This is a genomic window from Micromonospora sp. NPDC048170 (assembly GCF_040652795.1).
In the GTDB taxonomy this organism is placed as follows: Bacteria; Actinomycetota; Actinomycetes; order Mycobacteriales; family Micromonosporaceae; genus Micromonospora.
Genome location: NZ_JBEZMR010000015.1, coordinates 48,051 through 71,647 on the forward strand (window position 1 = coordinate 48,051; position 23,597 = coordinate 71,647).

The following is a 23,597-nucleotide window of genomic DNA, read 5'->3' on the forward strand; positions in this document are numbered from 1 at the left end:
GGTGGCAGGGTCCCGGCAAGGTCGTGGGGGTCTCCGGCTTGGGCTGGTTGGTGGTGACGCGCTCTTGGCCGGTGAGAGCAGCGTGGGCCGGACCGACTGACCACACAGGAGATCTTGGTGGGAGATGGCCCCTAGAGGGGCCATCTCCCACCAAGATCTCCGGCCATCCCGAAGATCGGAACGGAGTTCCCGGAGGATGGACGGGTGGCGGGGGTCAGCGGGTGCGGCGGCGCACCAGCAGCGCGATCCCGGCGAGGCCCGACGTGATGACCAGCACCACCGCGACGTTGAGCAGCATCAGCCGCTGCAACTCGCCGAACGCCTCGTCGAGGTCCTTCGCCGGGTTGAGGGCGTCCTCGGGGATGACCCGTTCGCCGCCGCCGACGCCGCCACTGACGGTGTCGAACTGCCGCTCCAGCGGCACCCCGGCCGTGCGGAGGGTCTCCGACATGTTGAGCCGGCCGAGGAACCAGCCCGCGGCGATCTTGCGGGAGTCCGGCTGCTTGGCCGGGCGGTAGACACGCGGCCCGCCGAGCGCCTTCGGGTAGAGGTCGTACGTCTGCTTCGCGACGTCACCGGCGAACACCACGACCGTGTACTTCGGACCGAGGTCGGCCTCCTTCGGGCCCTTGGCCTGGCCCGTGCGCCCCAGGAAGTTGACCTGGTCGATGACCGCCACGACGTGTGCCGGGTGGGCCTCGGCGTGCAGCCGCAGCGGATCCGCCAGCCCCTCCCCGGTGATCTCCACGCCGGCGGGTGCGGGCTTCGGTGCCGCCTTCGCCGTGCCGGCCAGACCGAGCGACAGGACCGCCGTCGCGAGCCCGCCCGTCAACACCGCGACCAGTCGCCGCATCGTTCGGACCATCGCCGCCTCCTCGCCCCGTTCGATGGATGGCCTGCTGCAGGTCACACGTTGATTGGCCGACGAGGTGACCGAACCCGCACAGGGTGCCACCCTCAAGACTCCGCAGAACGTCGATCGGTTGCAGCTCGTGGAACAGTAATTGGAACTATCTGTGATCCCGGCCCGACCAATGAACGGTGGCCGTTGATCAGCGGGCGGATCGTACCTTTACGGAGGGGTTCATGGGGGGCAGGTTCCCACGTGTTGCACGCACCTGGCCAGTGGTGCTCGGCGTGGCGCTCGGTGTGTCGTTGTTGTTGCCGGCCGCACCGGCGGCGGCCCACAACTCGTTGACCGGCAGCGATCCACGCAACGGCGCCCGGGTTGCCGAGGCGCCGGCCCAGATCGAGCTGCGGTTCCTCGCCAGAGCAGACCCGAATACGACGAAGATCACAGTCACCGGACCGGACGACGTGGCCGCGCTCGGCGGCGCGCCGACCTTCTCCGGCTCCCGGGTGAGCGTCCCGTTCAAGCCGGGCCGGGCGGGGCTCTACGTCGTCGGCTACCAGCTGGCGTCCAACGACGGGCACCCCGTCTCCGGCGAGGTGCGGTTCACCCTGACCACCGGCACCACCGCCGAGCCGCCGACCGGCGCGGGCACCGCCGGGCCGAGCGCCCCGGCGTCGGCCGTACCGTCGTCGACCGGCACCGGGCCGACCTCGGCCGCGCCCGGGTCGGCGGGCACCGGCACGCCCGGAGCCGCGGTGCCGGCGGCGAAGGAGAGCGACGGGTCGGCCGGGCGCGGCTGGCTGTGGGCGCTCGGCGGCGTGCTTCTCGTCGCCGCTCTCGCCGCGGGCCTGCTGCTCCGCCGCCGCACCGCCCGCCGCTGAGCGGCACCCGGGCAACCGACGGGCCAGCGCCCGGACCGACCGGTCCGGGCGCTGGCCCCTACGCCTACGGTCAGAACAGGCGGACCCGGGCGGCGCGCAGCCGGCTCAGGGTGCGCTCGCGGCCCAGCACCTCCAGCGACTCGAACAGCGGCAGCCCGACGGTGCGGCCGGTGACCGCGACGCGCACCGGGGCCTGGGCCTTGCCGAGCTTGAGCCCGCGCTCGGCGCCGACGGCCTCCAGTGTCGACTTCAGGGTCTCCGCGTCCCACGACTCCAGGGCCTCGAACGCCGTCGTGGCGGCGTCCAGCAGCTCCGCCGAGCCCTCCTTCATCGCCTTGGCCCAGGCGGCCTCGTCGATCAGCGGGGAGGCGAGGAAGAGGAAGTCGACGTTCGGCACGATCTCGCTGAGCACGGCGATCCGGGTCTGCGCGAGCGGGGCCACGGCCGCGAAGGCGTCCGCGTCGAACTCCTCCGGCAGCCACGGCGGCGGGGCGATGGTGCCGGTGCCGGTCAGCCACGGCTGGCAGGCGTCGACGAACTCCTCGACCGGGAGCGCCCGGATGTACTCGCCGTTGAACGCGCGGAGCTTCTTCTCGTCGAAGAACGCCGACGAGGGGTTGACCTCCTCCAGCCGGAACTCCTCCTCGATCACCGACCACGGGACGATCTCCCGGTCGCCCGACGGCGCCCAGCCGAGCAGCACAAGGTAGTTGCGCATCGCCGCGGCGAGGTAGCCCTCGTCCCGGTACGCCTCCAGGGCCACCTTGTCCCGGCGCTTGGAGAGCTTCTGCCGCTTCTCGTTGACGACCACCGGCACGTGTGCCCAGATCGGGGGCTTGACCCCGAGGGCCTCCCAGAGCAGCTGCTGCTTCGGGGTGTTGGGCAGGTGCTCCTCGGCCCGGATCACGTGGGTGATCCCCATGGCCATGTCGTCGACCACGTTGGCCAGCAGGAAGACCGGCGAGCCGTCGCCCCGGGCGATGACGAAATCCTCGATCAGCTTGTTCTCGAAGGTGGGCTCGCCGCGGATCAGGTCGACCACCACGGTCGCGCCCTCGTCCGGCGTACGGAAGCGCAGGGCGCGCCCCTCGCCGGCCGGCAGGCCCCGGTCCCGGCAGAACCCGTCGTAGCCCTGGTACTGCGAGCCGGTGCGGGCCTGCACGGCGTCGCGGGTGCAGCCGCAGTAGTACGCGCGGCCGGACTCGTGCAGCCGTGCGGCGGCGGCGCGGTGCTCGCCGGCGTACTGGGACTGGAAGTGCGGGCCCTCGTAGCTGTCGCGCGCGATGCCGATCCAGTCCAGCGCGGAGAGGATGCCCTCGGTCCACTCCGGCTTGTTGCGGGCCGCGTCGGTGTCCTCGATGCGGAGCACGAACACCCCGCCCTGCTGCTTGGCGTAGATCCAGTTCTGCAGCGCCGAGCGGGCGCCGCCGACGTGGAACATACCGGTCGGGGAGGGGGCGAAGCGCACACGTACCGTCACGTCCCCCAGCCTACGGCGGTGCGCGACCGGATTCGGCCAGGGGTACACCTCAGGGCACCGAGCGGATCTTCAGCACCAGCACGCTGCCGAGCACGGTGACCGCCGCGGTGACCGCGTAGAGCGACGGATAGCCGCCGAGGTGCACCACGAGCGGGGCGGAGATCGCCGGCCCGAGCACCTGCGGGGCGGAGTTGGCGATGTTGATCACGCCCAGGTCCTTGGCCCGGTCGGCGGCGGCCGGCAGCACCTGGGTGATCAGCGCGGCGTCCACCGACAGGTAGACGCCGTAGCCGGCGCCGAGCAGCAGCGCGGCGGCCACGGCCACCGGCCAGACCGGCGCGACGGCCAGCAGCAGCGCGGCGACCGCCATGATCCCGCCGGCGGTGATGACGAAGACCTTGCGCCGGCCGGACCGGTCCGACAGCCGCCCGGCCACCACGGCGGTGGCCGCCAGGCCGGCCGTGTAGAGCAGGATCAGCACCAGCAGGCCGCCCTCGGGGTCGGGGTGGCGCACCTCGTCGGTGAGGAAGTAGAGCAGGTAGAGCGTGCCGAGCGCGTTGCCGAGCTGCACCAGGAACCGCGTGATCCAGGCCCAGCCGAAGTCGGGGTGCCGGCGCGGCGAGACCCACATCGACGCGAACAGGGCGCGCCACCGCAGCGCCGGGCGGTGCGCGCGGGGCAGCGGGTCGTCGGTGGTGAGCAGCGCGAACGGCAGGGCCAGCAGCAGCATCGCCGCCGCCACCGCCAGGTAGCCGGCGCCGGTGCCGCTGACCACGGCGGTGACCAGCACCACCCCCAGCACCAGCCCGAGCGCCTGGGGGATGCCGACCCAGCCGGAGACGCCGCCCCGCTGGGTGACCGGCACCCGGTCCGGCACGGCGGCGGTCAGGCTGGCCAGCATCGCGTTGAAGCAGACCTGCGCGGCGACCCAGCCGAGCGCGACCCCGGCGACGGTGCGCTGCTGCGCCAGCAGCACCAGGGCGGCGGCGCCGAGCAGCGCGCCGCCGGCGGTCCAGACGTGCCGGCGGCCGAACTCGCGCCCGGCCAGCCGCAGGCAGGTGCGGTCCGACAGCGCCCCGGCGAGGGGGTTGGCGAGCACCGCCGCGAGCGCGCCGATGCCGGTCACCACGGCGAGCGCGGCCTCCTTGTCGGCCGGCGCGATCCGCTCCAACTGCTGCGGCAGCAGCACCTGGATCGGCGTGAAGAACGCCATCCAGACCCCGAGGTTCGCGGCGAAGGCCAGCGCGATCCAGCCCCGCCGTACCGGCACGGTCGGCTCGGCGAGCGCCGCCGGCAGCGAGGCGGGCGTCGGATCGACGGTGGTCACGGCCGGGCGATCAGGTCACGGAGCCAGGCGTACGAGGACTTGGGCGTACGGAGCTGGGTGTCGAAGTCGACGTGCACCAGGCCGAAGCGTTTGGTGAAGCCGTCCGCCCACTCCCAGTTGTCCAGCAGCGACCAGACGAAGTAGCCGGTCACGTCGACGCCCTCGGCCATCGCGGCGCGTACGGCGCGCAGGTGCCCGTCGAGGTAGGCGATCCGCTCCGGGTCGGGTACGCGACCGTCGGCGTCGGGCACGTCGTCGTACGCGCAGCCGCTCTCGGTGATCTGGATCGGTGGCAGGTCGTCGGCGTACGTGCGGTGCAGCCAGCCGAGCAGTTCGTGCAGCCCGTCGGGGGCGACCGGCCAGTCGAAGGCGGTGCGCGGGTAGCCCTCCAGCGGCACCATCTCGAACGGCAGCGGCGAGCCCTCCTGCGGGGCGCGTACGCCGGTGGGGTTGTAGTAGTTGACCCCAAGCACGTCGATCGGCGCGGCGATCACGTCGAGGTCGCCGGCGCGCACCGCGCTCGTGTCGAAGCCCAGCTCGTCGGGGTAGCCCCGGCCGAACAGCGGGTCGGTGAAGAGCCGGTTGTGCAGGGCCTCGTACGCCGCGACGGCTGCGCGGTCGGCGTCGCTGTCCCCGGCCGGCCGGACGGGCGAGTAGTTGTTCGCGATGGCGATCGGGCTGCTGGTGCGTGCCCGCAGTGCGGCGACGGCGAGACCGTGGCCGAGGAGCTGGTGGTGGGCGACCGGGAAGGCGTCGAAGAGCAGCGTCCGGCCGGGGGCGTGCTCGCCTGTGGCGTGCCCGAGGCTCATGTGGATGAACGGCTCGTTGAGGGTGATCCAGAGCTTCACCCGGTCGCCGAGCCGGGCGGCGGTGGCGTCGGCGTACTCGGCGAAGCGGTGTGCGGTGTCGCGGGCGAGCCAGCCGCCGGCGTCCTCGAGGGGCTGGGGCAGGTCCCAGTGGTAGAGGGTGGCGACGGGGTCGATGTCGTGGGCGAGCAGGTCGTCGACGAGGCGGTCGTAGAAGTCGAGCCCGCGCGGGTCGAGTGGGCCGTCGCCGGTGGGCCGCACCCGGGGCCAGGCGATCGAGAAGCGGTATGCCGAGACGCCCAGCCCGGCGAGCAGTGCGACGTCCTCGGCGTGCCGGTGGTAGTGGTCGCAGGCCACGTCGCCGGTGCTGCCGTCGAGGATCCGGCCGGGGGTGTGGGCGAAGGTGTCCCAGATGGAGGCTCCGCGCCCGTCGGAGTCGGCGCCACCCTCGATCTGGTAGGCGGAGGTGGACACTCCCCAGCGGAATCCGGCGGGGAACTCGGGCATCGCTGCGGTCGACATGTGCTCTCCCGTCGTACGTGAATCGTGTTCGCGACTCTAGGGCGAGACCCGTCGATGCGCCATAGGCCGTACGTCGCCGTAGCGCAATGCATTTCGGCGTGTCTTTTCCGAACCCGTCCAGGTACGTCCGAATTTGCGCATAGAGTGCCGATATCGTGGGATGTCCTCACTGGAGGAAAGACGGAAATGATCCTCGTGGAACGCAGTGCGCACGTGATGGCGCCGGTGGAAGCGGTCTGGGACGTCGTGCAGCGGGCCGAGCAGTTGCCGGCCTGGCTGGCGGGGGTCCGTGCGGCCGAGGTGCTCTCGGGAGAGGGCTTCGGGCGTCGACAACTCGTCCAGGCCGGGCGTGGCGCGGCGCATGAGGCCGAGGTGATCGCCTATCAGGAGCCGACCCTGATCGGCTGGCGCGAACGCGCCAGGGGCGCCGGTGCCCGGGCGGAGGCGCGCACCGAGATCTACGTCCAGCTCACCGTGGACGAGGAGGAGAGCGGGACGATCGTGCGGCTCATCGTCGTGCGCTGGCCGGCCGGCCCGGTCAAGGCCGCCCTGCTCCGCCTCGGCCTGCGCAGGGTCGGCGCCGACCTGGAGGAGTCGCTCGCCCGGCTGACCGACCTGGCCGCCGTCGGCTGAGCCGGGCACGTCCTGGCGTCGCCCGCGACGGCGGTGGCCCGGTTTCCCCGCCAGGGACTCCGGACCACCGCCGGTTCGTCCGTCGAGGGAAACGACGAAGGGCCCGGCGCGAGGTGCGCCGGGCCCTTCGTCGCGTACGTGCCTAGCTGTCGCCGCCGGTCTCACCGACCGGGGCCGCGTTCACGTCCTCGATGGCGTACTTCTTGGCCGCCTCGGCCGGCACGCTCGCCGGCACCGTGCCGCGCAGGGCGAGCTGCCGCAGCGTCGCGACCACCACCGACTCGGCGTCGACGTGGAAGTGCCGGCGCAGGGCGTGCCGGGTGTCGGACATGCCGAACCCGTCCGTGCCGAGGGAGGTGTAGTCCCCGGGCACCCAGCGGGCGACCAGGTCCGGCACCGCGCGCATCCAGTCGCTGACCGCGACCTTCGGCCCGTCGGCGTCGGCCAGCTTCTGCTGGATGTACGGCACCCGCTGCTCCGCGCCCGGGTTGAGCAGGTTGTGCTCCTCGCACTCCACCGCGTCGCGGCGCAGTTCCGTCCAGGAGGTCACCGACCAGACGTCGGCGGCCACGCCCCAGTCCTGGGCCAGCAACTGCTGGGCCTTGAGCGCCCACTGCATGCCGGTGCCGGAGGCCAGGACGTTCGCCTTCGGGCCGTCCACCTGCGGGGCGGGGGAGTAGCGGTAGATGCCCTTGAGCAGCCCCTCGACGTCCACGTCCGAGGGCTCCGCCGGCTGGAGGATCGGCTCGTTGTAGATCGTCAGGTAGTAGAAGACGTTCTCCTGCGCCTCGCCGTACATCCGGTGCAGGCCGTTTTCGACGATGTGCGCGATCTCGAAACCGAACGCCGGGTCGTACGCGACCACCGCCGGGTTGGTGGCGGCGATCAGCAGCGAGTGGCCGTCCTCGTGCTGGAGCCCCTCGCCGTTGAGCGTGGTCCGGCCGGCGGTGGCGCCGAGCAGGAAGCCCCGGGCCATCTGGTCGGCGGCGGCCCACAGCCCGTCGGCGGTGCGCTGGAACCCGAACATCGAGTAGAAGATGTACATCGGGATCATCGGCTCGTCGTGCGTGGCGTACGCCGAGCCGGCGGCGGTGAACGAGGCGACCGAGCCGGCCTCGTTGATCCCCTCGTGCAGGATCTGCCCGCCGGTGGACTCCTTGTACGACAGGAACAGCTCCCGGTCGACCGAGGTGTAGCGCTGGCCGTGCGGCGAGTAGATCTTCTGCGTCGGGAAGAGCGAGTCCATGCCGAAGGTGCGGGCCTCGTCCGGGATGATCGGCACCCAGCGCTTGCCGAACTCCTTGTCCTTCATCACGTCCTTGAGCAGACGTACGAAGGCCATCGTGGTGGCCACCTTCTGCTTGCCCGAGCCGCGCTTGACGTCGGCGAAGCGCTCCGGGCCGGGGATGGCCAGCCGCTTCTCCCCCTGCCGCCGCGACGGCAGGTAGCCGCCGAGCTGCTGGCGCCGCTCCTTGAGGTAGGCGATCTCGTCGGACTTCTCGCCGGGGTGGTAGTACGGCGGCAGGTAGGGGTTGTCCTCCAGCGCCTTGTCCGGGATGTCCAGGTAGAGCCGGTCGCGGAAGGTCTTCAGGTCCTCCAGCGTCAGCTTCTTCATCTGGTGCGTGGCGTTGCGGCCCTCGAAGTGCGAGCCCAGCGTCCAGCCCTTGATCGTCTTGGCCAGGATCACGGTCGGCTGGCCGGTGTGCTCCATCGCCGCCTTGTAGGCCGCGTAGAGCTTGCGGTAGTCGTGTCCGCCCCGCTTGAGGTTCCAGATCTCGTCGTCGCTGAAGTCCTCGACCATCTTGCGGGTCCGCTGGTCGCGGCCGAAGAAGTGCTCCCGGACGTACGCCCCGGACTCCGCCTTGTAGGTCTGGTAGTCACCGTCGGGCGTGGTGTTCATCAGGTTGACCAGCGCGCCGTCGGTGTCCGCGGCGAGCAGCGGGTCCCACTCCCGGCCCCAGACCACCTTGATGACGTTCCAGCCGGCGCCCCGGAAGAACGCCTCCAGCTCCTGCATGACCTTGCCGTTGCCCCGCACCGGCCCGTCGAGCCGCTGGAGGTTGCAGTTGATCACGAAGGTGAGGTTGTCCAGCTCCTCGCGGGCGGCCACGCCGATCGCGCCGAGCGTCTCCGGCTCGTCCATCTCGCCGTCGCCCAGGTACGCCCAGACGTGCTGGTCCGAGGTGTCCTTGATGCCCCGGTGGTGCAGGTAGCGGTTGAACCGCGCCTGGTAGATCGCGTTCAGCCCGCCCAGGCCCATGGAGACCGTGGGGAACTCCCAGAAGTCCGGCATGAGCCGGGGGTGCGGGTAGGACGGCAGGCCGCCGCCCGGGTGCGACAGCTCCTGGCGGAACCCGTCGAGCTGGTGCTCGGTGAGCCGCCCCTCCAGGTACGCCCGCGCGTACATGCCGGGGGAGGCGTGGCCCTGGTAGTAGATGTGGTCGCCGCCACCAGGGTGGTTCTTGCCGCGGAAGAAGTGGTTGAAGCCCACCTCGTAGAGCGAGGCCGAGCTGGCGAAGGTGGAGATGTGCCCGCCGACGCCGATCTCGGGACGCTGCGCCCGGTGCACCAGCATGGCCGCGTTCCACCGGACGTACGCCCGGATCCGCCGCTCCACGTTCTCGTCACCCGGGAACCAGGGTTCGCGCTCCGGCGGGATGGTGTTGATGTAGTCGGTGGTGGTCAGGGACGGCACCCCGACCTGGCGCTCGCGGGCCCGCTCCAGCAGGCTCAGCATGACGTAGCGGGCGCGCTTTGTCCCGCGCTCGTCGATGACACCGTCGAGCGACTCGACCCATTCGCTGGTCTCTTCAGGGTCGATGTCCGGAAGCTGGCTCGGCAGACCAGCGGTGATCACCGGGCGCTTGCGTTCCGTAGCCACAGGCGTTCCCTCGGTTCTGTGTGGGATAGGTCTCTAGCGCCATCCTGCCCCCTGGTGGCACCCGCCGTCACGTCCACCGCCCGCAGAGGCGACGCGCGACACAGGTACCCGTCGGTAACTTTGCGCAACCGGGCGGCCCGGTGTGAGGCGGGCAACCCGCCTGGTCGGCGAAGGCTCCGGCGGCGGGCGGTCCGGTGCCGGGAACTCCGGCGGCGACAGCTGACCCCCTCGGGCAGAATGCGTCGTATGCGTAGTGAGGTGATCACGGTCCAGACCGGGTCCCGGCCGGCCGTCCGGGACATCACGGCCGAGGCCGAGCGGTTCGTCTCCGGGCACGGCGACGGGCTGCTGCACGTCTTCGTGCCGCACGCCACCGCCGGACTGGCGATCATCGAGACCGGCTCGGGATCCGACGACGACCTGCTCGCCGCACTCGACGACCTGCTTCCCGCCGACAACCGCTGGCGGCACCGGCACGGCTCGCCCGGGCACGGGCGCGACCACGTGCTGCCGGCGTTCGTCCCCCCGTACGCGACGCTGCCCGTGGTCGACGGGCGGCTGGCGCTGGGCACCTGGCAGTCGGTCTGCCTGGTCGATCCCAACGGGGACAACCCCACCCGCAGCGTCCGTTTCTCGTTCCTCCCCGGCTGACGCCGCCTCCCGTCCCGGACCAAGGCGCGATGCGCGTGAGCCGGCAAACGGTAGAGGTGCTCAACTGTTGACGGTAAGTAGGCTGTGGGACATGGCGCAGCACACCGTCCCCTCCACCCCGCCGGACTCCGCCGACCGCGCGGTGCTGGCCGGCGAGGTGGTGCGCCGCATCACGCACCTCGCCTCCGCGCTGCGCCACCACCAGGACGTGGAGATCGCCGAGCTGGGGCTGACCCCCGCGACCGCGCGGGCGCTGCACGAACTGGACCCCGACCGGCCGCTGCCGGCCCGGGACCTCGCCGAGGGGCTGGGCTGCGACCGCTCCAACGTGACCGCCCTGGTCGACAGGCTGGAGCGGTCCGGGCTGGTCGAACGGCGCACCGACCCCACCGACCGGCGGCAGAAGACGCTTGTGGTCACCGGGCGGGGGCGGCAGGTCCGGGCCCGGGTGCGGCAGGTCATGTCGGACTCCCGACTGCTCGCCGGGCTCACCGTGGAGGAGCTGTCGACCCTGCGTGAGCTGGTCTGGAAGGTCTCCGACGGCGGCTGCCCCGAGCGGTGCGGCGACGACTGACGCACCCCGCGTCGTTCGTGTCCGGGTGGGCGCGCGGGCCGCTTGTCGGTAATGCTGTCCGACGTGACCACCCCGCAAGATCTCGACGACCGCTTCCGGGAGGCGCTGGCCGAGCTGGCCGCCCCGCCGCAGCGGCGTGACCCGGCACGGCCGGTCACCGACGACACGACGCTCACCGGCGCGCGGGCGCTGGAACTCTTCGACGCCCAGGCGACCAGCCGTCAGCTCGACCTGGCCGGCCGATGGCTGCGCAGCTTCGACGAGGGGTTCTACACGATCGGCTCCGCCGGCCACGAGGGAAACGCCGCGGTCGCCGCCGCCCTGCGCGCCTCCGACCCGGCCCTGTTGCACTACCGCTCGGGCGCCTTCTACTGCGTCCGCGCCGCCCAGGCCGCCCGAGCGGCCTCGGCCGACCAGCCGGAGGCCGCGCAGGGCGGGGCCGACCAGCCGGGTGGTGCGGCCGACGGGCCCGCCGAGGACGCCCCGGCCGGCCCCGCCGAGGGTTCCCGGCCGGACGCCCCCGACCCGGACGATCCGACCGGCGGGCCCCTCGTGGACCGGCCGTTCTCCCCGGAGTACGCCGAGGCGGCCCGTGACGTGCTGCGGGGCATGGTCGCCTCCAGCCGGGAGCCCCTCGCCGGCGGGCGGCACAAGGTCTTCGGCCGGGCCGACCTGGCCGTCATCCCGACCACCTCCACCATCGCCTCGCACCTGCCCCGCGCCGTCGGGATGGGGCTGGCGGTGGAACGGCTCCGCCGGCTGGACACCGCCGGCCGGCGCGACGGGGTGCGGACCGGCAGCGGCGGGGACGACGCGTACACACCCTGGCCGCCGGACGCCGTCGTGGTCTGCTCGTTCGGCGACGCCTCGGTCAACCACGCCAGCGCCACCGCCGCGTTCAACACCGCCGGCTGGTACGACCACACCGGCCTGCGCATCCCGGTGCTCTTCGTCTGCGAGGACAACGGCCTCGGCATCAGCGTCCGCTCCCCGAAGGGGTGGGTGGAGACCACGCTGCGGGCCAAGCCGGGGATCCGGTACTTCGCCGCGGACGGCGACGACCTGGTGCGGGCGTACGAGGTGGCGGCCGAGGCGGCGGCCTGGGTGCGCCGGCACCGCCGCCCCGCCGTGCTCCACCTGTCGACCGTACGGCTGATGGGGCACGCCGGCGCGGACGCCGAGACCGCGTACCGGAGCGCCGGGGAGATCGCCGCCGACCTCGACCGGGACCCGCTGACCGGCACCGCGCGGCTGCTGGTCGGGGCCGGGGTCGCCACCGGCGAGGAACTGCTGGCCCGCTACGACGAGATCGGCTGGCAGGTGCGCCGGATCGCCGAGGAGGTGCTGGACGAGCCGAAGCTGACCGCACCCGCCGAGGTGGTGGCCCCGCTGGCCCCGCGCCGGCCGGCCCGGGTCGCCCGGGCGGTGGCCGACGCGGCGGCCCGCGCCGCCGGGCCCGGGGCCGGGGCCCGCGCGGAGGCGTTCGGCGGGAAGCCGCCGGAGCTGACCGGCCCGCTGACGCTGGCGCAGAGCATCAACGCCGCGCTCGCCGACGGGATGCTCGACCACCCGCAGATGGCCGTGTTCGGCGAGGACGTCGGCGCCAGGGGCGGCGTCTACGGGGTGACCAAGGGGCTGCGGGACCGCTTCGGCGCGGCCCGGGTCTTCGACACCCTGCTCGACGAGACCTCGATCCTCGGGCTGGGGCTCGGCGCAGGGCTGGCCGGGATGCTGCCCGTGCCCGAGATCCAGTACCTGGCGTACCTGCACAACGCCGAGGACCAGGTGCGCGGCGAGGCCGCCACGATGCAGTTCTTTTCCCAGGGGGCGTTCCGCAACCCCATGGTGGTGCGGGTGGCCGGCCTGGCCTACCAGGAGGGGTTCGGGGGGCACTTCCACAACGACAACTCGGTGGCCGTACTCCGGGACGTGCCGGGCCTGGTGATCGCGGTGCCGTCGCGGCCGGACGACGCCGCGCCCATGCTGCGCACCTGCCTGGCCAGCGCGGCGGTGGACGGCAGCGTCTGCGTCTTCCTGGAGCCGATCGCGCTTTACCACACCCGTGACCTGTACGCCGACGGTGACGGCGAGTGGCTGTCACACTACGCCGAGCCCGGCGCGTGGACCGGCGGGCACCTGCCCATCGGCAGGGCCCGCGTCTACGGCGTCGGCTCCGCCGAGGACGTCACGATCATCACGTTCGGTAACGGGGTCCCGATGTCGTTGCGTGCGGCGGCGGCCCTCGCCGACGAGGGGATCGGGATCCGGGTGGTGGACCTGCGCTGGCTGGCCCCGCTGCCGGTGGCCGACATCGTCCGGGAGGCGGCGGCGACCGGCCGGGTGCTGGTCGTGGACGAGACCCGCCGCTCCGGCGGGGTCGGCGAGGGGGTCATCGCGGCCCTGGTGGACGGCGGGTATGTCGGAGCGGCGCGGCGAGTCGCCGGAGTTGACTCGTTTGTACCATTAGGGCCGGCGGCCCGTCAGGTTCTGGTCTCCGAGGAAGCCATTACCCAGGGTGCCCGCGCTCTCTTGGCACGGTAAATTCCGTTCCACCCGGTGCGCCACTTGCGCGGGGAGCCACAACTGTGTGGACTTTGCCTGACGGCGTCGACGTGACGCCGCGGGTAGGGATGAGATGAGGAGGCACGCGACAGTGAGCGCGACCGCTGGTCAGGCCGCCGACGGGGTACGCAGCCTGGCGGACCGGTTCGGGATCGAGCCGGGGATGGTCGTCATGGAGATGGGGTACGACGACGACGTCGACCAGGATCTCCGGGACGCACTGACCGACCGCTGTGGAGATCTGGTCGACGAGGACACCGACGAGGTGGTCGACGCGGTGCTGGTCTGGTACCGCGACGGTGACGGTGATCTCTTCGAACTCCTAGTCGACGCCCTCGGCCCGCTGGCCGACAACGGTGTCGTGTGGCTGCTCACGCCCAAGGCCGGGCGCGAGGGGCACGTCGAGCCGAGCGAGATCGCCGAGTCCGCGCCCACCGCCGGCCTCCAACAGACCTCCACCATCAACGCCGGCCGGGACTGGAGCGGGGCCCGCCTCGTCCTGCGCCGCGGGGCCAAGGGCAAGAAGTAGGCCGCCGCCAGTGATCACCCGGCAGCGCCCGCTGCCGGGTGTGGCAGGCTGTTGCCATCCGATCCCATCTCTGAGGAGCTCGCATGCCGATCGAGGTTGGCGCCGAGGCGCCGGACTTCGTGCTCAAGGACCAGAACAACCAGGAGGTCCGGCTCTCGGACTTCCGTGGCAAGCGCACCGTGCTGCTGGTCTTCTACCCACTCGCCTTCACCGGGATCTGCCAGGGTGAGCTGTGCGAGGTGCGGGACAACCTCAACGAATACGTCAACGACGACGTCCAGGTCCTGACCGTCAGCGTCGACTCGGTCTACGCCCACAAGATCTGGGCCGACAAGGAGGGCTACCAGTTCCCGCTGCTGGCCGACTTCTGGCCGCACGGCGCGACCGCCCAGGCGTACGGCGTCTTCAACGACGTCGCGGGCATCGCCAACCGGGGCACCTTCGTGATCGACAAGGCCGGCGTGGTCCGCTTCGCCGAGATGAACATGCCGGGTGAGGCGCGCGACCAGCAGGGCTGGCGCAAGGCGCTCGCCGACGCCGTCGCGGCCTGACCAACCGGGCACGCCGTACGACCGGGCCGGTGGAGGGCAGGGTAAGCTTGCCACCCTCCGGCCCGCCGTAGGGGCGTACCGGGCGCGTAGCTCAGTGGGAGAGCACTCGCCTTACAAGCGAGGGGTCGCAGGTTCGAAACCTGCCGCGCCCACCATCACCACCAGCACCAAAACCGGATGCGCGCCGACGTGGCAGCCGAGCTGGTCAGCCAGAACGTCCAGCGCAGCGAAGTGCAGCGCGGTCCCGTAGTCAACCAAGGTCGTAGGGATCCCGCGCAGCCAGCGCCTCAGCCTCCGACAGCCCAAGGCGGCTGGCGGCCCGCCGCCGCATCCGGACTTGGGCACGCGTTCGCGGCCGGAACCTCGGCTCCCGCGAACACCCGCAGACCTCGAAACCCTCGTAGCGCAGTCCGGCCCCGAGAACTGCCGCAACCGCGGCCCACCCGGAGTCATTCCCCCGCCGGGGGGCCGCGAAGTCGTGCCCAGCAAGGACCATCGGCTGCCGACACGACGTACACAGGTGCTTTGCGTTGTCCCAGGCGTACTTGTGACTACGACGGCACGACACGCACACGTAGTGGACCTTGTAAGGAGTCTCGGCGTACCGGCACATGCCCGCATGCTATCGGCGTTCCGGTCAACGAGCGCTTGGCCGACGCCTGCGTCATGCCTTGCACCAACCAGTCGATGAGTCATACGACGAAGCGCCTGGGGTTTGGCCGAAGGTGCGGCGGAACACGTCGATGAAGGCGCTGGCCGACGACCAGCCGCATCGGTGGGCCACGACGGTGACCGGCGTCCTGTCGGCCAGCAGAATCAGTGCGTGGTGTAGGCGTAGCTGGGTGCGCCACTGTGGAAAGGTCATAGCGAGGTCGCGGCGGAACATCCGGGACAGGGTGCGGTCGCTGGCCCCCACCTCACGGCCGAGTTCCGCGAGCGTACGGTTGTCGCCCGGGTCGGCCTGCAAGATGGCGCACACGGTGCGCAGCACGGGCTCGGTGGGGGTTGGCACGTGCAGCGGTTGCTGGGGAGAGGCCCGGAGTTGGTCGAGCAGCACGGCGCGCAGCCGGGCCCGTTCTGGGCTGTCTCCGCTTCCGTCGCCCGCATAGGCGATGATCAGTTCGCATAGCAGCGGGCCGACGGTCAGCACGGTCGGAGTGTCCAGGCCGAGCGGGTTGTCCGATGCCGGCAACCCGACCAGGTGCAGGTCCAGTTCGCCGTATGCCCGGTGGGCGTGCACCGTTCCGGCCGGCACCCAGATGGCGCGCGTGCCCGGCGCGACCCAGGAACCTTCGTCGGTCGTGACGGACAGCACCCCGCGGGTGGCGTAGACGATCTGGTGATCGTCATGACGGTGCGCGTCGATCTGGCCCCCGGACGCGAGCCGTTGAGTACGCGTGGGGGCCACCGGGGCGTGGCGTATTTCCGTCATTGGTTGGCAGATTATCGGAAGCCCGACAGGGTGGCGAGTTGGAACCATCGCTGAGTGCGAAGGAGAACCTCAATCACCCTGCTCTCCGTTGGCCATGCCTGCGTCGACATCTACCAGGGCACCGTCGCGGCTCTGGTGCCGTTGTTCGTCGCGGAACGGGCTTACACCTACGCGGCGGCATCTGGCTTCGTGCTCGCTGCGTCACTGCTGTCTTCGGTGGCGCAGCCGGTGTTCGGCGCGCTCACCGACCGGTGGGCAATGCCCTGGCTGCTGCCCGTCAGCACCATGCTGGGCGGGGTGGGTATCGCACTGAGCGGACTGAGCGGTAACTACACACTCACTCTCTTCTTCGTGGCGGTCTCCGGCATCGGCGTGGCCGCCTACCATCCCGAATCCGCGCGGATCGCTCGCGAAGCCAGCGAGGGCAGCCACACCGCCATGGCGTACTTCTCCACCGGCGGCAACGTCGGCTTCGCGCTGGCGCCGCTGATGGTCGCCGCCGTCGCGGCCATCGGTGGCCTGGGCTGGACGCCGTTGATGGTGGTACCGGCTCTCGTCGGCACTGCGATGGCTTTGCCCGTCCTGCGCACTCTGGCCAAGCGCAGGAGCGCCGAAAGCGGAGCATCAGCACCGGTCGGGCACGACGACATCCCCTCGTTCGTGCGGCTGATGCTGGCCGTGGTGTTCCGGTCGATCTCCTTCGTCGGCCTGAGCACGTTCATCTCCCTGTACGCCCAGCAGCGTATGAACGGCAGCTCTGCGGCGGGCACTGCCGCCCTGTTCGTGCTCTACCTCGGCGGTGTGATCGGCTCGATGCTGGGCGGGTCCGCGGCAGCACGATGGGGCCGGGTGGCGGTCTCCCGCTGGTCGTACGCGCTCACCGTCGTCGTGATCACGGGCGTGGTGTGGGTGCCTGGACCCGCCATCTACCTGTTCGTGGCCCTGACCTCGGTCGGCCTCTATGTTCCCTTCTCGCTCCAGGTCACCCTCGGGCAGGACTACCTACCCACGAAGGTCGGCACCGCCAGTGGCATCACCCTCGGCCTGACCGTCAGCATCGGCGGCCTCGCCAGCCCTGTCATCGGCGCGGTAGCAGACGCGACGTCGTTGCGAACCGCGCTGGCGCCGCTCATCCTCATGCCGGTGCTCAGCTGGCTGTTGTTCCAGACTCTGCGCGACCCGGAAGTGGCTGAGCTCGGCGGAGCTCCCCAGCCGCGGAGTGTCCAGGGACCGTGTCAGCCCTGTGGGCGCTGTGCCCAGAAGAGGGCGTGACCGCTGGTGCCTTCCGGGACGAAGTCCTCGGTGGTGACTGTCAGTCCCGCCTGTTGCAGCCATGAGCGGTAGGTGGAGGCATCGGCGTGGCTCCACCACATGGTGGCGGGGCCGTCGAGCCAGTTGTCCTCGGTGCCGGTCCAGGCGCTGCTGCCGACGGTGGTCAGCAGCCAGCCCCCGGGGCGTAGCCAGGTGGCGATGTTCCTGATCAGCCGCGGCTGGTCGGCCAGGGGCATGTGGATGAGGGCGTAGAGGCAGACCACGGCGTCGAACGAGGCCGGTGGCAGGTCGAGTCGGGTGGCGTCAGCGCGCAGGAAGGTGCCGGTGGGCACCAGGCGGCGTGCCCGCTCGAGCTGGACATCGCTGATGTCGATGCCGGTGACGTGGTGCCCGGCGGTGGCGAGGTAACGAGCGGTCGGCACACCACAGCCGCATCCGAGGTCGAGGACGGCTGCCGGGCCCGGTAGGCGCCGGTGTAGGCCGGCGAGCCAGGGAGCGTACTGACCGTCACCCGCGTCGTCGGACCGGTAGTGGTAGGAGAGTGCGTCGTACCCGCGTCGGACCAGGTCGCGTTCGTCGTTGCTGCCCATCCTGGCGACGCTACGAGTCTCGGTACCGCTTGCCGATTCATTTACTCGACGGGACCTCGCCACATGTCGATCTTCGACACGCCGAACGGTCGGGCGCCACCGCCGACTCGACACAGGCCCTAGCATCGCCGACATGGCAACGCGGCTCGTTCAAATCAACATGAAGGCTCGGGACGACGCCGCGCTCGGCGGTTTCTGGGCTGCGGTGCTCGGCTGGGGGGTCTCCAGCGAGGAACCCGGCGTGACCAACCTCGAACCCGAGGGCTTCGTCTACCCCGACCCCGTCGCTGTCTGCGTCGACCTCATCGTCTCCCCGGAACCCAAGACGGTGAAGAACCGGGTGCACGTCGACCTCGCCACCACCTCGGCGGCCCATCAGGCGGAGGTCGTCGCGCGCCTGAAGGATCTCGGCGCAACACCCGCCGACGTGGGCCAGGGCGACGTCCCATGGACGGTCATGGCCGACCCGGAGGGCAACGAGTTCTGTGTGCTGGACCCCCGACCGCTCTACCAGGACACCGGACCGATCGCCGCGGTAGTGGTCGACTGCGCGAACCCGCGAGCGATGGCCCGCTTCTGGAGCAGGGCCACGGACTGGACCCTGCACGAAGTGACCGACCACAACGCGGTGCTGCGCTCTGCCAAGGGCATCGGCCCATACCTGCAGTTCCTCCGCACACCCGACGTGAAGACCGTGTGGAACCGCGTCCATCTCGACATCCGCCCATACCCAGGTGACGACGTGGAGGCCGAGACGGCCAGACTGGGGACTCTCGGCGCCACCCTCATCGACCTTGGTCAAAGCGATGTCCCGTGGACGGTCCTCGCCGACCCGGAAGGCAACGAGTTCTGCCTCCTCGCCCCAAGCTGACGGCACGCGGACGGGCCGCCGGATGACCGGCGGCCCGTACCGGTTCGTCGATCGTGACGTCCGGCGACCTGCCGGTCCCGCGCCGGGCAGCCGGCGCGGGACCACGGGTGCCGACGGGTCAGTTCGCGCAGACGGCGTACGCGCGCACCTTCCAGTTGTCGCTGAAGCCGTTCTCGTCCTCCATGGCGCGGACGGTGACGACGGTCGAGCTCGTGGCCCGCATCTCGGTCAGGCGCACCTGCCCGTCGCCGCCGAGGATCTCGCCGCCCACCCCGTGCACGCGCGTGCCGGAAGGGCACTCGGCGGTGACCGACTGGACGGAGGCGGAGCTGTAGACGCTGTCGTCGATCACGCGCTGCTCGCCGGGCAGCGGGTCGGCGCAGATCGCGGTGGCATCCAGCCACCAGGTGTCGGCGAAGCCCGTCTCGTCCTCGGCACCCGCCACCACGACGCTGTTCTGGTTGATGCGCAGATCCTCGAGGACGACCTCGCTGTTCGACGCCCCGACGACCGCGCCGCCGACCCCGATGGCGTGCTTGCCGGCCGGGCAGGACTTCTCGAACCAGTTCGACGTGCCGAAGCTGGGCGCCGAACTGCCGGACACGGTCACCAGGCCCGGGGGCGGCGTGGCGCACACCGCGCTCGCCGTGACCGCCCAACTGCCGCTCACGCCGTTCTCGTCCTCCCGGCCGGTCACCGAGTACGCGTCCCCGCCGATCAGTGGTCGCATGATGTCCATGCCGACCTGCCCGAGGCCGAAGCCGGTGATCGCGCCACCACCGCCGATGACCTTGGTGCCGGCCGGGCAGGTCGCGTTCTGCGACTTCGCGGCGCTGCTGCTCGGGCCGGTCGTCGTCTTGATGCTCAGGCCGGGCACCGCCGCCACCGGTCCGGCGAGGGCCAGCTGGCCGAGCACGAGCGCGCTCAGCGCGGCACCGCCGACGGCGGCCGTCCGACGCGACCACGGGTTCAGGTTCGATCCTTCTCGCATGATGTCTTCCCTATCTGGGGCTGTTCGGTTGCGATGACACCGGTAGGAGCGCGGTCGGGTCGGGATGCCAACAGAAAGCTCCAAGAAAAAAATTCCGCGGTTCTAATTGACCGGTCGACGATCAGCGGGAGACCTGGATGGACACGGCGGCACGGGACGACACCGCACTGGTCGAGGCGGTGCGCCGCGGCGAGCGGGCCGGGCTGGAGGGCATGTACCGGCGGTACGCCGACCGGCTGTACACGTACGCCCGGACGATGTTGCGCGAGCCCGAGGCCGCCGCGGACGCCGTCCACGACGCGTTCCTCACCGCCAGCCAGCGCATCGGCCAGCTTCGGGAGCCGGACCGGCTGCGCTCCTGGTTGTACGCGATCGTGCGCAACGAATGTCTCCGGCAGCTCCGGGAACGGTCCCGCTCGCTGCCGATCGAGGAGGCCGGCGAGCAGGTGGCCGACACCGTCGACCCGGCCACGGGCGTCAACGCCGAGCAGGTACGCGCCCTGGTGCACACCGCGGTCGCCGCGCTGAACCCGGGCGACCGCGAGGTGGTCCACCTGGCCATCCGACACGACCTGTCGTCCGCCGACATCGGCACGGCTCTCGGGGTGCCCGCGAACCACGCCCACGCCCGCCTGTCGCGGGCCCGTTCGCAGCTCGAACGGGCGCTGGGGGCGCTGTTGGTGGCCCGCACCGGAGCCCGGGACTGCCCGACCCTCGCCGGCCTGATCGACGGCTGGCAGGGCCGGCTCACCCCGACCCTGCGCAAGCGGGTCTCGCGGCACATCGAGAGCTGTGCGGTGTGCGGGCTGCTCCGGCGGGAACACCTCAGCCCGGCTGCCCTGCTGTCGGCGTACACGGCGCCGGCCTTCCTGGTCGTGGCCGACACGGTGTGGCCGAGACTGGCCGACGTCTACGCGACCGGCGTCCTGGCCGACCCGGCGGTCGATCCGGCGGCTGCCGTCACCACCGGCCCGGCAACCGACCAGGCGCCGCCAGCCGGCGAGCCGTCCGGGTCGGGAGACGCCGGCCCGGTGACCGAGCAGACGCCGGCAGCCGACGTACCACCCGGATCGGGGAGCGCCGGTCCAGCGACCGAGCCCGCAGCCGACGCACCATCCGGGACGGGAGACGCCGGGCCGGCGGCCGGTTCGGGCGATGGCCCCACGCCGACGGACGGCGTGGCGGTGGCCCCGGAAGGGGCGGCGGTCGTGCCGGAAGGTGCGGCGGTGGCCTCGGACGGCGGGGCGGTGGCCCGGAACGGTGCGGCGGTGCCGCGTGGTGGGGCGCACGCCGTGCGGGCGACCTCGCCGGCGAAACGCGACCGGCGGCGTCGGCGGCTGGCGGGGGCGGCAGCGCTGCTGGTCCTTCTCGCCGCATTCGGCACCTGGGCGCTGGCGCCAGGACGCCCGACCGCCGCGCGGGACGGCTCCGGCCAGCCGGTGTCCGAGACGCTCGGCTCACCGGCCGGTGAGCCGGTGGCACCCGCCTCCGCACCGCCGTCCGTGCCGGCCACGGGGGCCGGCACGCTGGCTGCCGACCCGCCGCCGGCCGGCGCCGCCGGTCCGACGCCCGGGAGCGGAGTCGTGTCGGCGGACGGCGACGGGGCCACCCGGACCGATGCGCCCGAGGCCGCGCCCAGCGTCGCACCGGCACCGTCCGTGGCGCCGACCAGGCCGCCGACCGCGCCCCGGCCGACGGGCGCGACGCAGGTCGCCGCGCCGTTCACGGTCTCCGCCACCGCTCACGTGCGGTGCGGCTCGGACACGTACAGCCTCGTGGTGCGGGCCACCGGCAGTGCCGCACTGGGCGGCGCCGAGGTTCGCTGGACACCCGCCGGGGGCAGGACGTCGGCCCGGGCCATGACGGTGGACGGGTCGACCGCGCGGGCGACCGTCGGGCAGTTGCGCGCGACGGCGCTGACGTGGTCGGTGCGGGCGACGGCGGTGGACGGCCGTACGGCGCAGAGCCCGACCTACCCGGTCACCGACCCTTGCCTACGGCCGGGGTAGCCGGGACGGCCGGCAGCCCGCGAACGTCGTACGGCCGGGGTTGAATGGGCCGATGAGCTACGCGGAGGTGGACGGGCTGCGCCTGTGGCACGAGGAGCACGGCACCGGCCGTCCGCTGCTGTTGCTGCACGGCGGCTTCGGCTCGGTGGAGATGTTCGCGGCGATCCTGCCGGCCCTGGCCGCGCGCCGCCGGGTGATCGCGGTCGACCTCCAGGGCCACGGGCGCACTGCCGACGTCGACCGTCCGCTGCGCTACGAGTCGATGGCCGACGACGTCGCGGCGCTGATCGACCACCTCGGCCTGACCGAGGCCGACGTGATGGGCTATTCGCTCGGCGGTGGCGTGGCGCTGCGTACCGCGATCCAGCATCCGGCGCTGGTCCGCAGGCTGGTCGTCGTCTCCGCGCCGTGCCGGCGGCAGGGCTGGTATCCGGAGGTGCTGGCGGGCATGCCCGAGCCCGACGAGGCGGCGAGCGAGCAGTTGCGCGGCTCCCCGCCGCACGAGCTCTACACACGCGTCGCGCCCAGGCCGGGGGACTGGCCGCGGCTCTGGGCGAAGACGGGCGAGTTGCTGCGGCGCGACTACGACTGGTCGGCGGAGGTGGCCGCCCTCGTCGTGCCCACCCTGCTGGTCTTCGCCGACGCCGACTCGGTCAGCGCGGCGCACATGGTGGAGTTCTTCGGCCTGCTCGGCGGCGGTCACCGGGACGCCGGTTGGGACGGGACCGACCGGCCGGCCGCCCGGCTCGCCGTGCTGCCGGGGCTCACCCACTACGACATCGTCACCTCGCCGGCGTTGCCCGCCGTCGTCCTGCCGTTCCTCACCCACCCGGTGTCGCCGCCCGGCTGACGCCGACGCGGTGCCGGGCCTCGGGGCCGGCGAGGTGTGTCATGCCGGAGGCCCGGGCTTACCCGGCTTCGCCGGGGCGGGCGTAGTGGAGGATGACCACACCGCTGTCGAACGGACGGGTGTCGACCAGGTCGAACCGGCGCGGGTCGAAGCCGCGGTCGGCGAGCGGGATGCCGCTGCCGACCACGTACGGGTTGAGCTTGATGACCAGTTCGTCGACCTCGGGCAGGAGTTGGCCGGCGAGCTGACCGCCGCCGCAGAGCCAGATGTCGCGGCCGGGTTGACGCTTCAGCTCCCGCACGAACTCCACCGGGTCCGTGGCGAGGATCTCCACCTCCGGCTCGCTGGCCGGTGGCAGGGTGCGGGAGAAGACGTACTGCTTGAGGTGGGCGTACGGGCTGGTGATGCCGATGCTGAGCGCCGGGTCGTAGGTGGCGCGGCCCATCACCACCGCGTCGAAGCGGCCCGCCGGCTCGTCGATGCCGAACTGCGGGTGGGCGGCCGTGGCGAATGTCTGCGACCAGTTCGTCGCCAGGTGGGCGGCCAGGTCGGGGGCCAACCCGAAGAAGTCGTACGCCCCGTCGGGGGCGGCGATGAAGCCGTCGAGGGTGCTGGCGACGTAGTACACGAGCTTTCGCACGGGGTTCCCCAATCACTACTGGTGTCGTGGATCAAGTTACTACATGCGTAGTGGTTGTTGCTAGGGTGTTCCCCGTGGCGAGAAACGTGGAACGACGGGCGGCCCTGGCCGACGCGGGGCTGCGGGTGCTGGCGGCGACCGGGGCGCGCGGCCTGACCCACCGGGCGGTCGACGCCGAGGCGGGGGTGCCGACGGGCACCGCCTCCAACTACTTCCGCTCCCGCGACGCACTGCTCGGCGCGCTCGGCGAGCGGATCATGGAGCGGTTCGCGCCGGACGAGCGGGTCGTGGCCGAGTTGGCCGCCCGCGAGCCGTCGCTGGAACTGTTCACCGACTACCTGCGGTACATCGTCGAGCGGACCACCCGGCAACCGGACCTCACCCGGGCCCTGATCGAGCTGCGGCTGGAGGCGGCCCGCCGCCCCGACCTGGCCCGGATCCTCGGCGACACGCTGCGGCGGGGCTACCGCGACGACGTCGCGTTCCACCTCGCCTCCGGGCTGCCGGGTGGCGCGTTCGAGGTCGCCCTGCTGCACTACGCCCTGGACGGGCTGCTGCTCGACCTGCTCGGTACGTCCATCGACGCCGGTTTCGACCCCGACGACGTCGTCGTGGCGTTCGTGTCCCGTCTGGTCGGCGCCGCCGACCGGTGACCTGATCCAGGAGTGTTCCCCCGCGCAGCGGGAACCCGC

The 23,597-nt window shown here is 72.0% G+C and carries 21 protein-coding genes and 1 tRNA gene; 13 read left to right on the forward strand and 9 right to left on the reverse strand.

Translation table 11 applies throughout. From position 1 onward, the window contains the following. Nucleotides 1-214: 214 nt before the first annotated feature. Nucleotides 215-865, reverse strand: coding sequence for a hypothetical protein (locus AB0D32_RS19735; RefSeq protein WP_357091793.1), 651 nt, complete (start codon nt 863-865; stop codon nt 215-217). A gap of 272 nt (nt 866-1,137) precedes the next feature. Between AB0D32_RS19735 and AB0D32_RS19740 the strand changes: the two genes are divergently transcribed. Next, nucleotides 1,138-1,734, forward strand: a complete 597-nt coding sequence (locus AB0D32_RS19740; RefSeq protein WP_357091795.1) for a copper resistance protein CopC — start codon at nt 1,138-1,140, stop codon at nt 1,732-1,734. Between the two features lie 70 nt (nt 1,735-1,804). Here AB0D32_RS19740 and gltX read toward each other — a convergent pair whose 3' ends face one another. From gltX to AB0D32_RS19755, 3 genes are read right to left on the reverse strand one after another with little or no spacing between them, the layout of a single operon-like run. After that, nucleotides 1,805-3,214, reverse strand: coding sequence for a glutamate--tRNA ligase (gltX, locus tag AB0D32_RS19745; protein WP_357091798.1), 1,410 nt, complete (start codon nt 3,212-3,214; stop codon nt 1,805-1,807). 49 nt (nt 3,215-3,263) lie between these two features. Next, nucleotides 3,264-4,541 (reverse strand): MFS transporter, encoded by a 1,278-nt coding sequence (locus AB0D32_RS19750; protein WP_357091801.1) that lies wholly within the window; start codon nt 4,539-4,541, stop codon nt 3,264-3,266. After that, the gene (locus AB0D32_RS19755) at nt 4,538-5,869 is read right to left on the reverse strand and encodes a GH1 family beta-glucosidase (RefSeq protein WP_357091805.1); all 1,332 of its coding nucleotides are present in this window, start codon (nt 5,867-5,869) and stop codon (nt 4,538-4,540) included. Before AB0D32_RS19755 ends, AB0D32_RS19750 begins: the two co-directional genes overlap by 4 nt. Nucleotides 5,870-6,055: 186 nt before the next feature. On the opposite strand from AB0D32_RS19755, the gene AB0D32_RS19760 reads away from it, so the two are divergent. After that, nucleotides 6,056-6,502 (forward strand): SRPBCC family protein, encoded by a 447-nt coding sequence (locus AB0D32_RS19760; protein ID WP_357091808.1) that lies wholly within the window; start codon nt 6,056-6,058, stop codon nt 6,500-6,502. 142 nt (nt 6,503-6,644) lie between these two features. On the opposite strand, the gene aceE is transcribed toward AB0D32_RS19760, so the two are convergent. Then, nucleotides 6,645-9,383, reverse strand: coding sequence for a pyruvate dehydrogenase (acetyl-transferring), homodimeric type (aceE, locus tag AB0D32_RS19765; protein WP_357091811.1), 2,739 nt, complete (start codon nt 9,381-9,383; stop codon nt 6,645-6,647). Nucleotides 9,384-9,629: 246 nt separating this feature from the next. Between aceE and AB0D32_RS19770 the strand changes: the two genes are divergently transcribed. The 6 genes from AB0D32_RS19770 to AB0D32_RS19795 all read left to right on the forward strand — a co-directional run bounded on the left by AB0D32_RS19770 (nt 9,630) and on the right by AB0D32_RS19795 (nt 14,405). Then, the gene (locus tag AB0D32_RS19770) at nt 9,630-10,034 is read left to right on the forward strand and encodes a YjbQ family protein (RefSeq protein WP_357091814.1); all 405 of its coding nucleotides are present in this window, start codon (nt 9,630-9,632) and stop codon (nt 10,032-10,034) included. A gap of 91 nt (nt 10,035-10,125) precedes the next feature. Further along, nucleotides 10,126-10,608, forward strand: coding sequence for a MarR family winged helix-turn-helix transcriptional regulator (locus AB0D32_RS19775; protein ID WP_357091816.1), 483 nt, complete (start codon nt 10,126-10,128; stop codon nt 10,606-10,608). Nucleotides 10,609-10,659: 51 nt separating this feature from the next. Then, on the forward strand, nt 10,660-13,149 hold the full coding sequence (locus tag AB0D32_RS19780; RefSeq protein ID WP_357091818.1) for a thiamine pyrophosphate-dependent enzyme: 2,490 nt from the start codon (nt 10,660-10,662) through the stop codon (nt 13,147-13,149). 112 nt (nt 13,150-13,261) lie between these two features. Continuing rightward, entirely contained in the window at nt 13,262-13,699 is a 438-nt protein-coding gene (locus tag AB0D32_RS19785) for a DUF3052 domain-containing protein (protein WP_357091821.1), read from the forward strand. A gap of 83 nt (nt 13,700-13,782) precedes the next feature. After that, the gene (locus tag AB0D32_RS19790; protein ID WP_357091824.1) at nt 13,783-14,250 is read left to right on the forward strand and encodes a peroxiredoxin; all 468 of its coding nucleotides are present in this window, start codon (nt 13,783-13,785) and stop codon (nt 14,248-14,250) included. Nucleotides 14,251-14,330: 80 nt separating this feature from the next. Continuing rightward, nucleotides 14,331-14,405 (forward strand) — tRNA-Val (locus AB0D32_RS19795). Nucleotides 14,406-14,914: 509 nt separating this feature from the next. Here the strand turns inward: AB0D32_RS19795 and AB0D32_RS19800 are convergent. After that, on the reverse strand, nt 14,915-15,658 hold the full coding sequence (locus tag AB0D32_RS19800) for a helix-turn-helix transcriptional regulator (protein ID WP_357091827.1): 744 nt from the start codon (nt 15,656-15,658) through the stop codon (nt 14,915-14,917). Nucleotides 15,659-15,736: 78 nt separating this feature from the next. Between AB0D32_RS19800 and AB0D32_RS19805 the strand changes: the two genes are divergently transcribed. Next, nucleotides 15,737-16,954, forward strand: a complete 1,218-nt coding sequence (locus AB0D32_RS19805; RefSeq protein WP_357091830.1) for an MFS transporter — start codon at nt 15,737-15,739, stop codon at nt 16,952-16,954. On the opposite strand, the gene AB0D32_RS19810 is transcribed toward AB0D32_RS19805, so the two are convergent. Then, a complete protein-coding gene (locus tag AB0D32_RS19810) occupies nt 16,918-17,544 on the reverse strand; it encodes a class I SAM-dependent methyltransferase (RefSeq protein WP_357091832.1) in 627 nt (208 codons plus the stop codon). The two genes, AB0D32_RS19805 and AB0D32_RS19810, sit on opposite strands and share 37 nt — an antisense overlap. Before the next feature lie 133 nt (nt 17,545-17,677). On the opposite strand from AB0D32_RS19810, the gene AB0D32_RS19815 reads away from it, so the two are divergent. After that, complete coding sequence (locus tag AB0D32_RS19815) at nt 17,678-18,415, forward strand: VOC family protein (RefSeq protein WP_357091835.1); 738 nt, start codon at nt 17,678-17,680, stop codon at nt 18,413-18,415. A gap of 118 nt (nt 18,416-18,533) precedes the next feature. Here the strand turns inward: AB0D32_RS19815 and AB0D32_RS19820 are convergent, their stop codons facing one another. Then, complete coding sequence (locus AB0D32_RS19820; RefSeq protein WP_357091838.1) at nt 18,534-19,406, reverse strand: hypothetical protein; 873 nt, start codon at nt 19,404-19,406, stop codon at nt 18,534-18,536. 137 nt (nt 19,407-19,543) lie between these two features. Between AB0D32_RS19820 and AB0D32_RS19825 the strand changes: the two genes are divergently transcribed. Next, on the forward strand, nt 19,544-21,415 hold the full coding sequence (locus AB0D32_RS19825; protein WP_357091841.1) for a sigma-70 family RNA polymerase sigma factor: 1,872 nt from the start codon (nt 19,544-19,546) through the stop codon (nt 21,413-21,415). Between the two features lie 52 nt (nt 21,416-21,467). Next, the gene (locus tag AB0D32_RS19830) at nt 21,468-22,265 is read left to right on the forward strand and encodes an alpha/beta fold hydrolase (protein ID WP_357091843.1); all 798 of its coding nucleotides are present in this window, start codon (nt 21,468-21,470) and stop codon (nt 22,263-22,265) included. A gap of 58 nt (nt 22,266-22,323) precedes the next feature. Here the strand turns inward: AB0D32_RS19830 and AB0D32_RS19835 are convergent, their stop codons facing one another. After that, complete coding sequence (locus AB0D32_RS19835; RefSeq protein WP_357091846.1) at nt 22,324-22,905, reverse strand: dihydrofolate reductase family protein; 582 nt, start codon at nt 22,903-22,905, stop codon at nt 22,324-22,326. A gap of 74 nt (nt 22,906-22,979) precedes the next feature. Here AB0D32_RS19835 and AB0D32_RS19840 point away from each other — a divergent pair, with 74 nt between their 5' ends. Further along, on the forward strand, nt 22,980-23,558 hold the full coding sequence (locus AB0D32_RS19840; protein WP_357091849.1) for a TetR family transcriptional regulator: 579 nt from the start codon (nt 22,980-22,982) through the stop codon (nt 23,556-23,558). Nucleotides 23,559-23,597: the final 39 nt, after the last annotated feature.

What these genes read in the sequence shown, in the direction of transcription:
- AB0D32_RS19830 (WP_357091843.1), top strand. Translation starts at nt 21,468, where the DNA reads ATGAGCTACGCGGAGGTGGACGGGCTGCGCCTGTGGCACGAGGAGCAC.
- AB0D32_RS19775 (WP_357091816.1), top strand. Translation starts at nt 10,126, where the DNA reads ATGGCGCAGCACACCGTCCCCTCCACCCCGCCGGACTCCGCCGACCGC.
- AB0D32_RS19760 (WP_357091808.1), top strand. Translation starts at nt 6,056, where the DNA reads ATGATCCTCGTGGAACGCAGTGCGCACGTGATGGCGCCGGTGGAAGCG.
- AB0D32_RS19825 (WP_357091841.1), top strand. Translation starts at nt 19,544, where the DNA reads ATGGACACGGCGGCACGGGACGACACCGCACTGGTCGAGGCGGTGCGC.
- AB0D32_RS19755 (WP_357091805.1), bottom strand. Translation starts at nt 5,869, where the DNA reads ATGTCGACCGCAGCGATGCCCGAGTTCCCCGCCGGATTCCGCTGGGGA.
- AB0D32_RS19815 (WP_357091835.1), top strand. Translation starts at nt 17,678, where the DNA reads ATGGCAACGCGGCTCGTTCAAATCAACATGAAGGCTCGGGACGACGCC.
- AB0D32_RS19790 (WP_357091824.1), top strand. Translation starts at nt 13,783, where the DNA reads ATGCCGATCGAGGTTGGCGCCGAGGCGCCGGACTTCGTGCTCAAGGAC.
- AB0D32_RS19780 (WP_357091818.1), top strand. Translation starts at nt 10,660, where the DNA reads ATGCTGTCCGACGTGACCACCCCGCAAGATCTCGACGACCGCTTCCGG.
- AB0D32_RS19770 (WP_357091814.1), top strand. Translation starts at nt 9,630, where the DNA reads ATGCGTAGTGAGGTGATCACGGTCCAGACCGGGTCCCGGCCGGCCGTC.
- AB0D32_RS19735 (WP_357091793.1), bottom strand. Translation starts at nt 865, where the DNA reads ATGGTCCGAACGATGCGGCGACTGGTCGCGGTGTTGACGGGCGGGCTC.
- AB0D32_RS19810 (WP_357091832.1), bottom strand. Translation starts at nt 17,544, where the DNA reads ATGGGCAGCAACGACGAACGCGACCTGGTCCGACGCGGGTACGACGCA.
- AB0D32_RS19820 (WP_357091838.1), bottom strand. Translation starts at nt 19,406, where the DNA reads ATGCGAGAAGGATCGAACCTGAACCCGTGGTCGCGTCGGACGGCCGCC.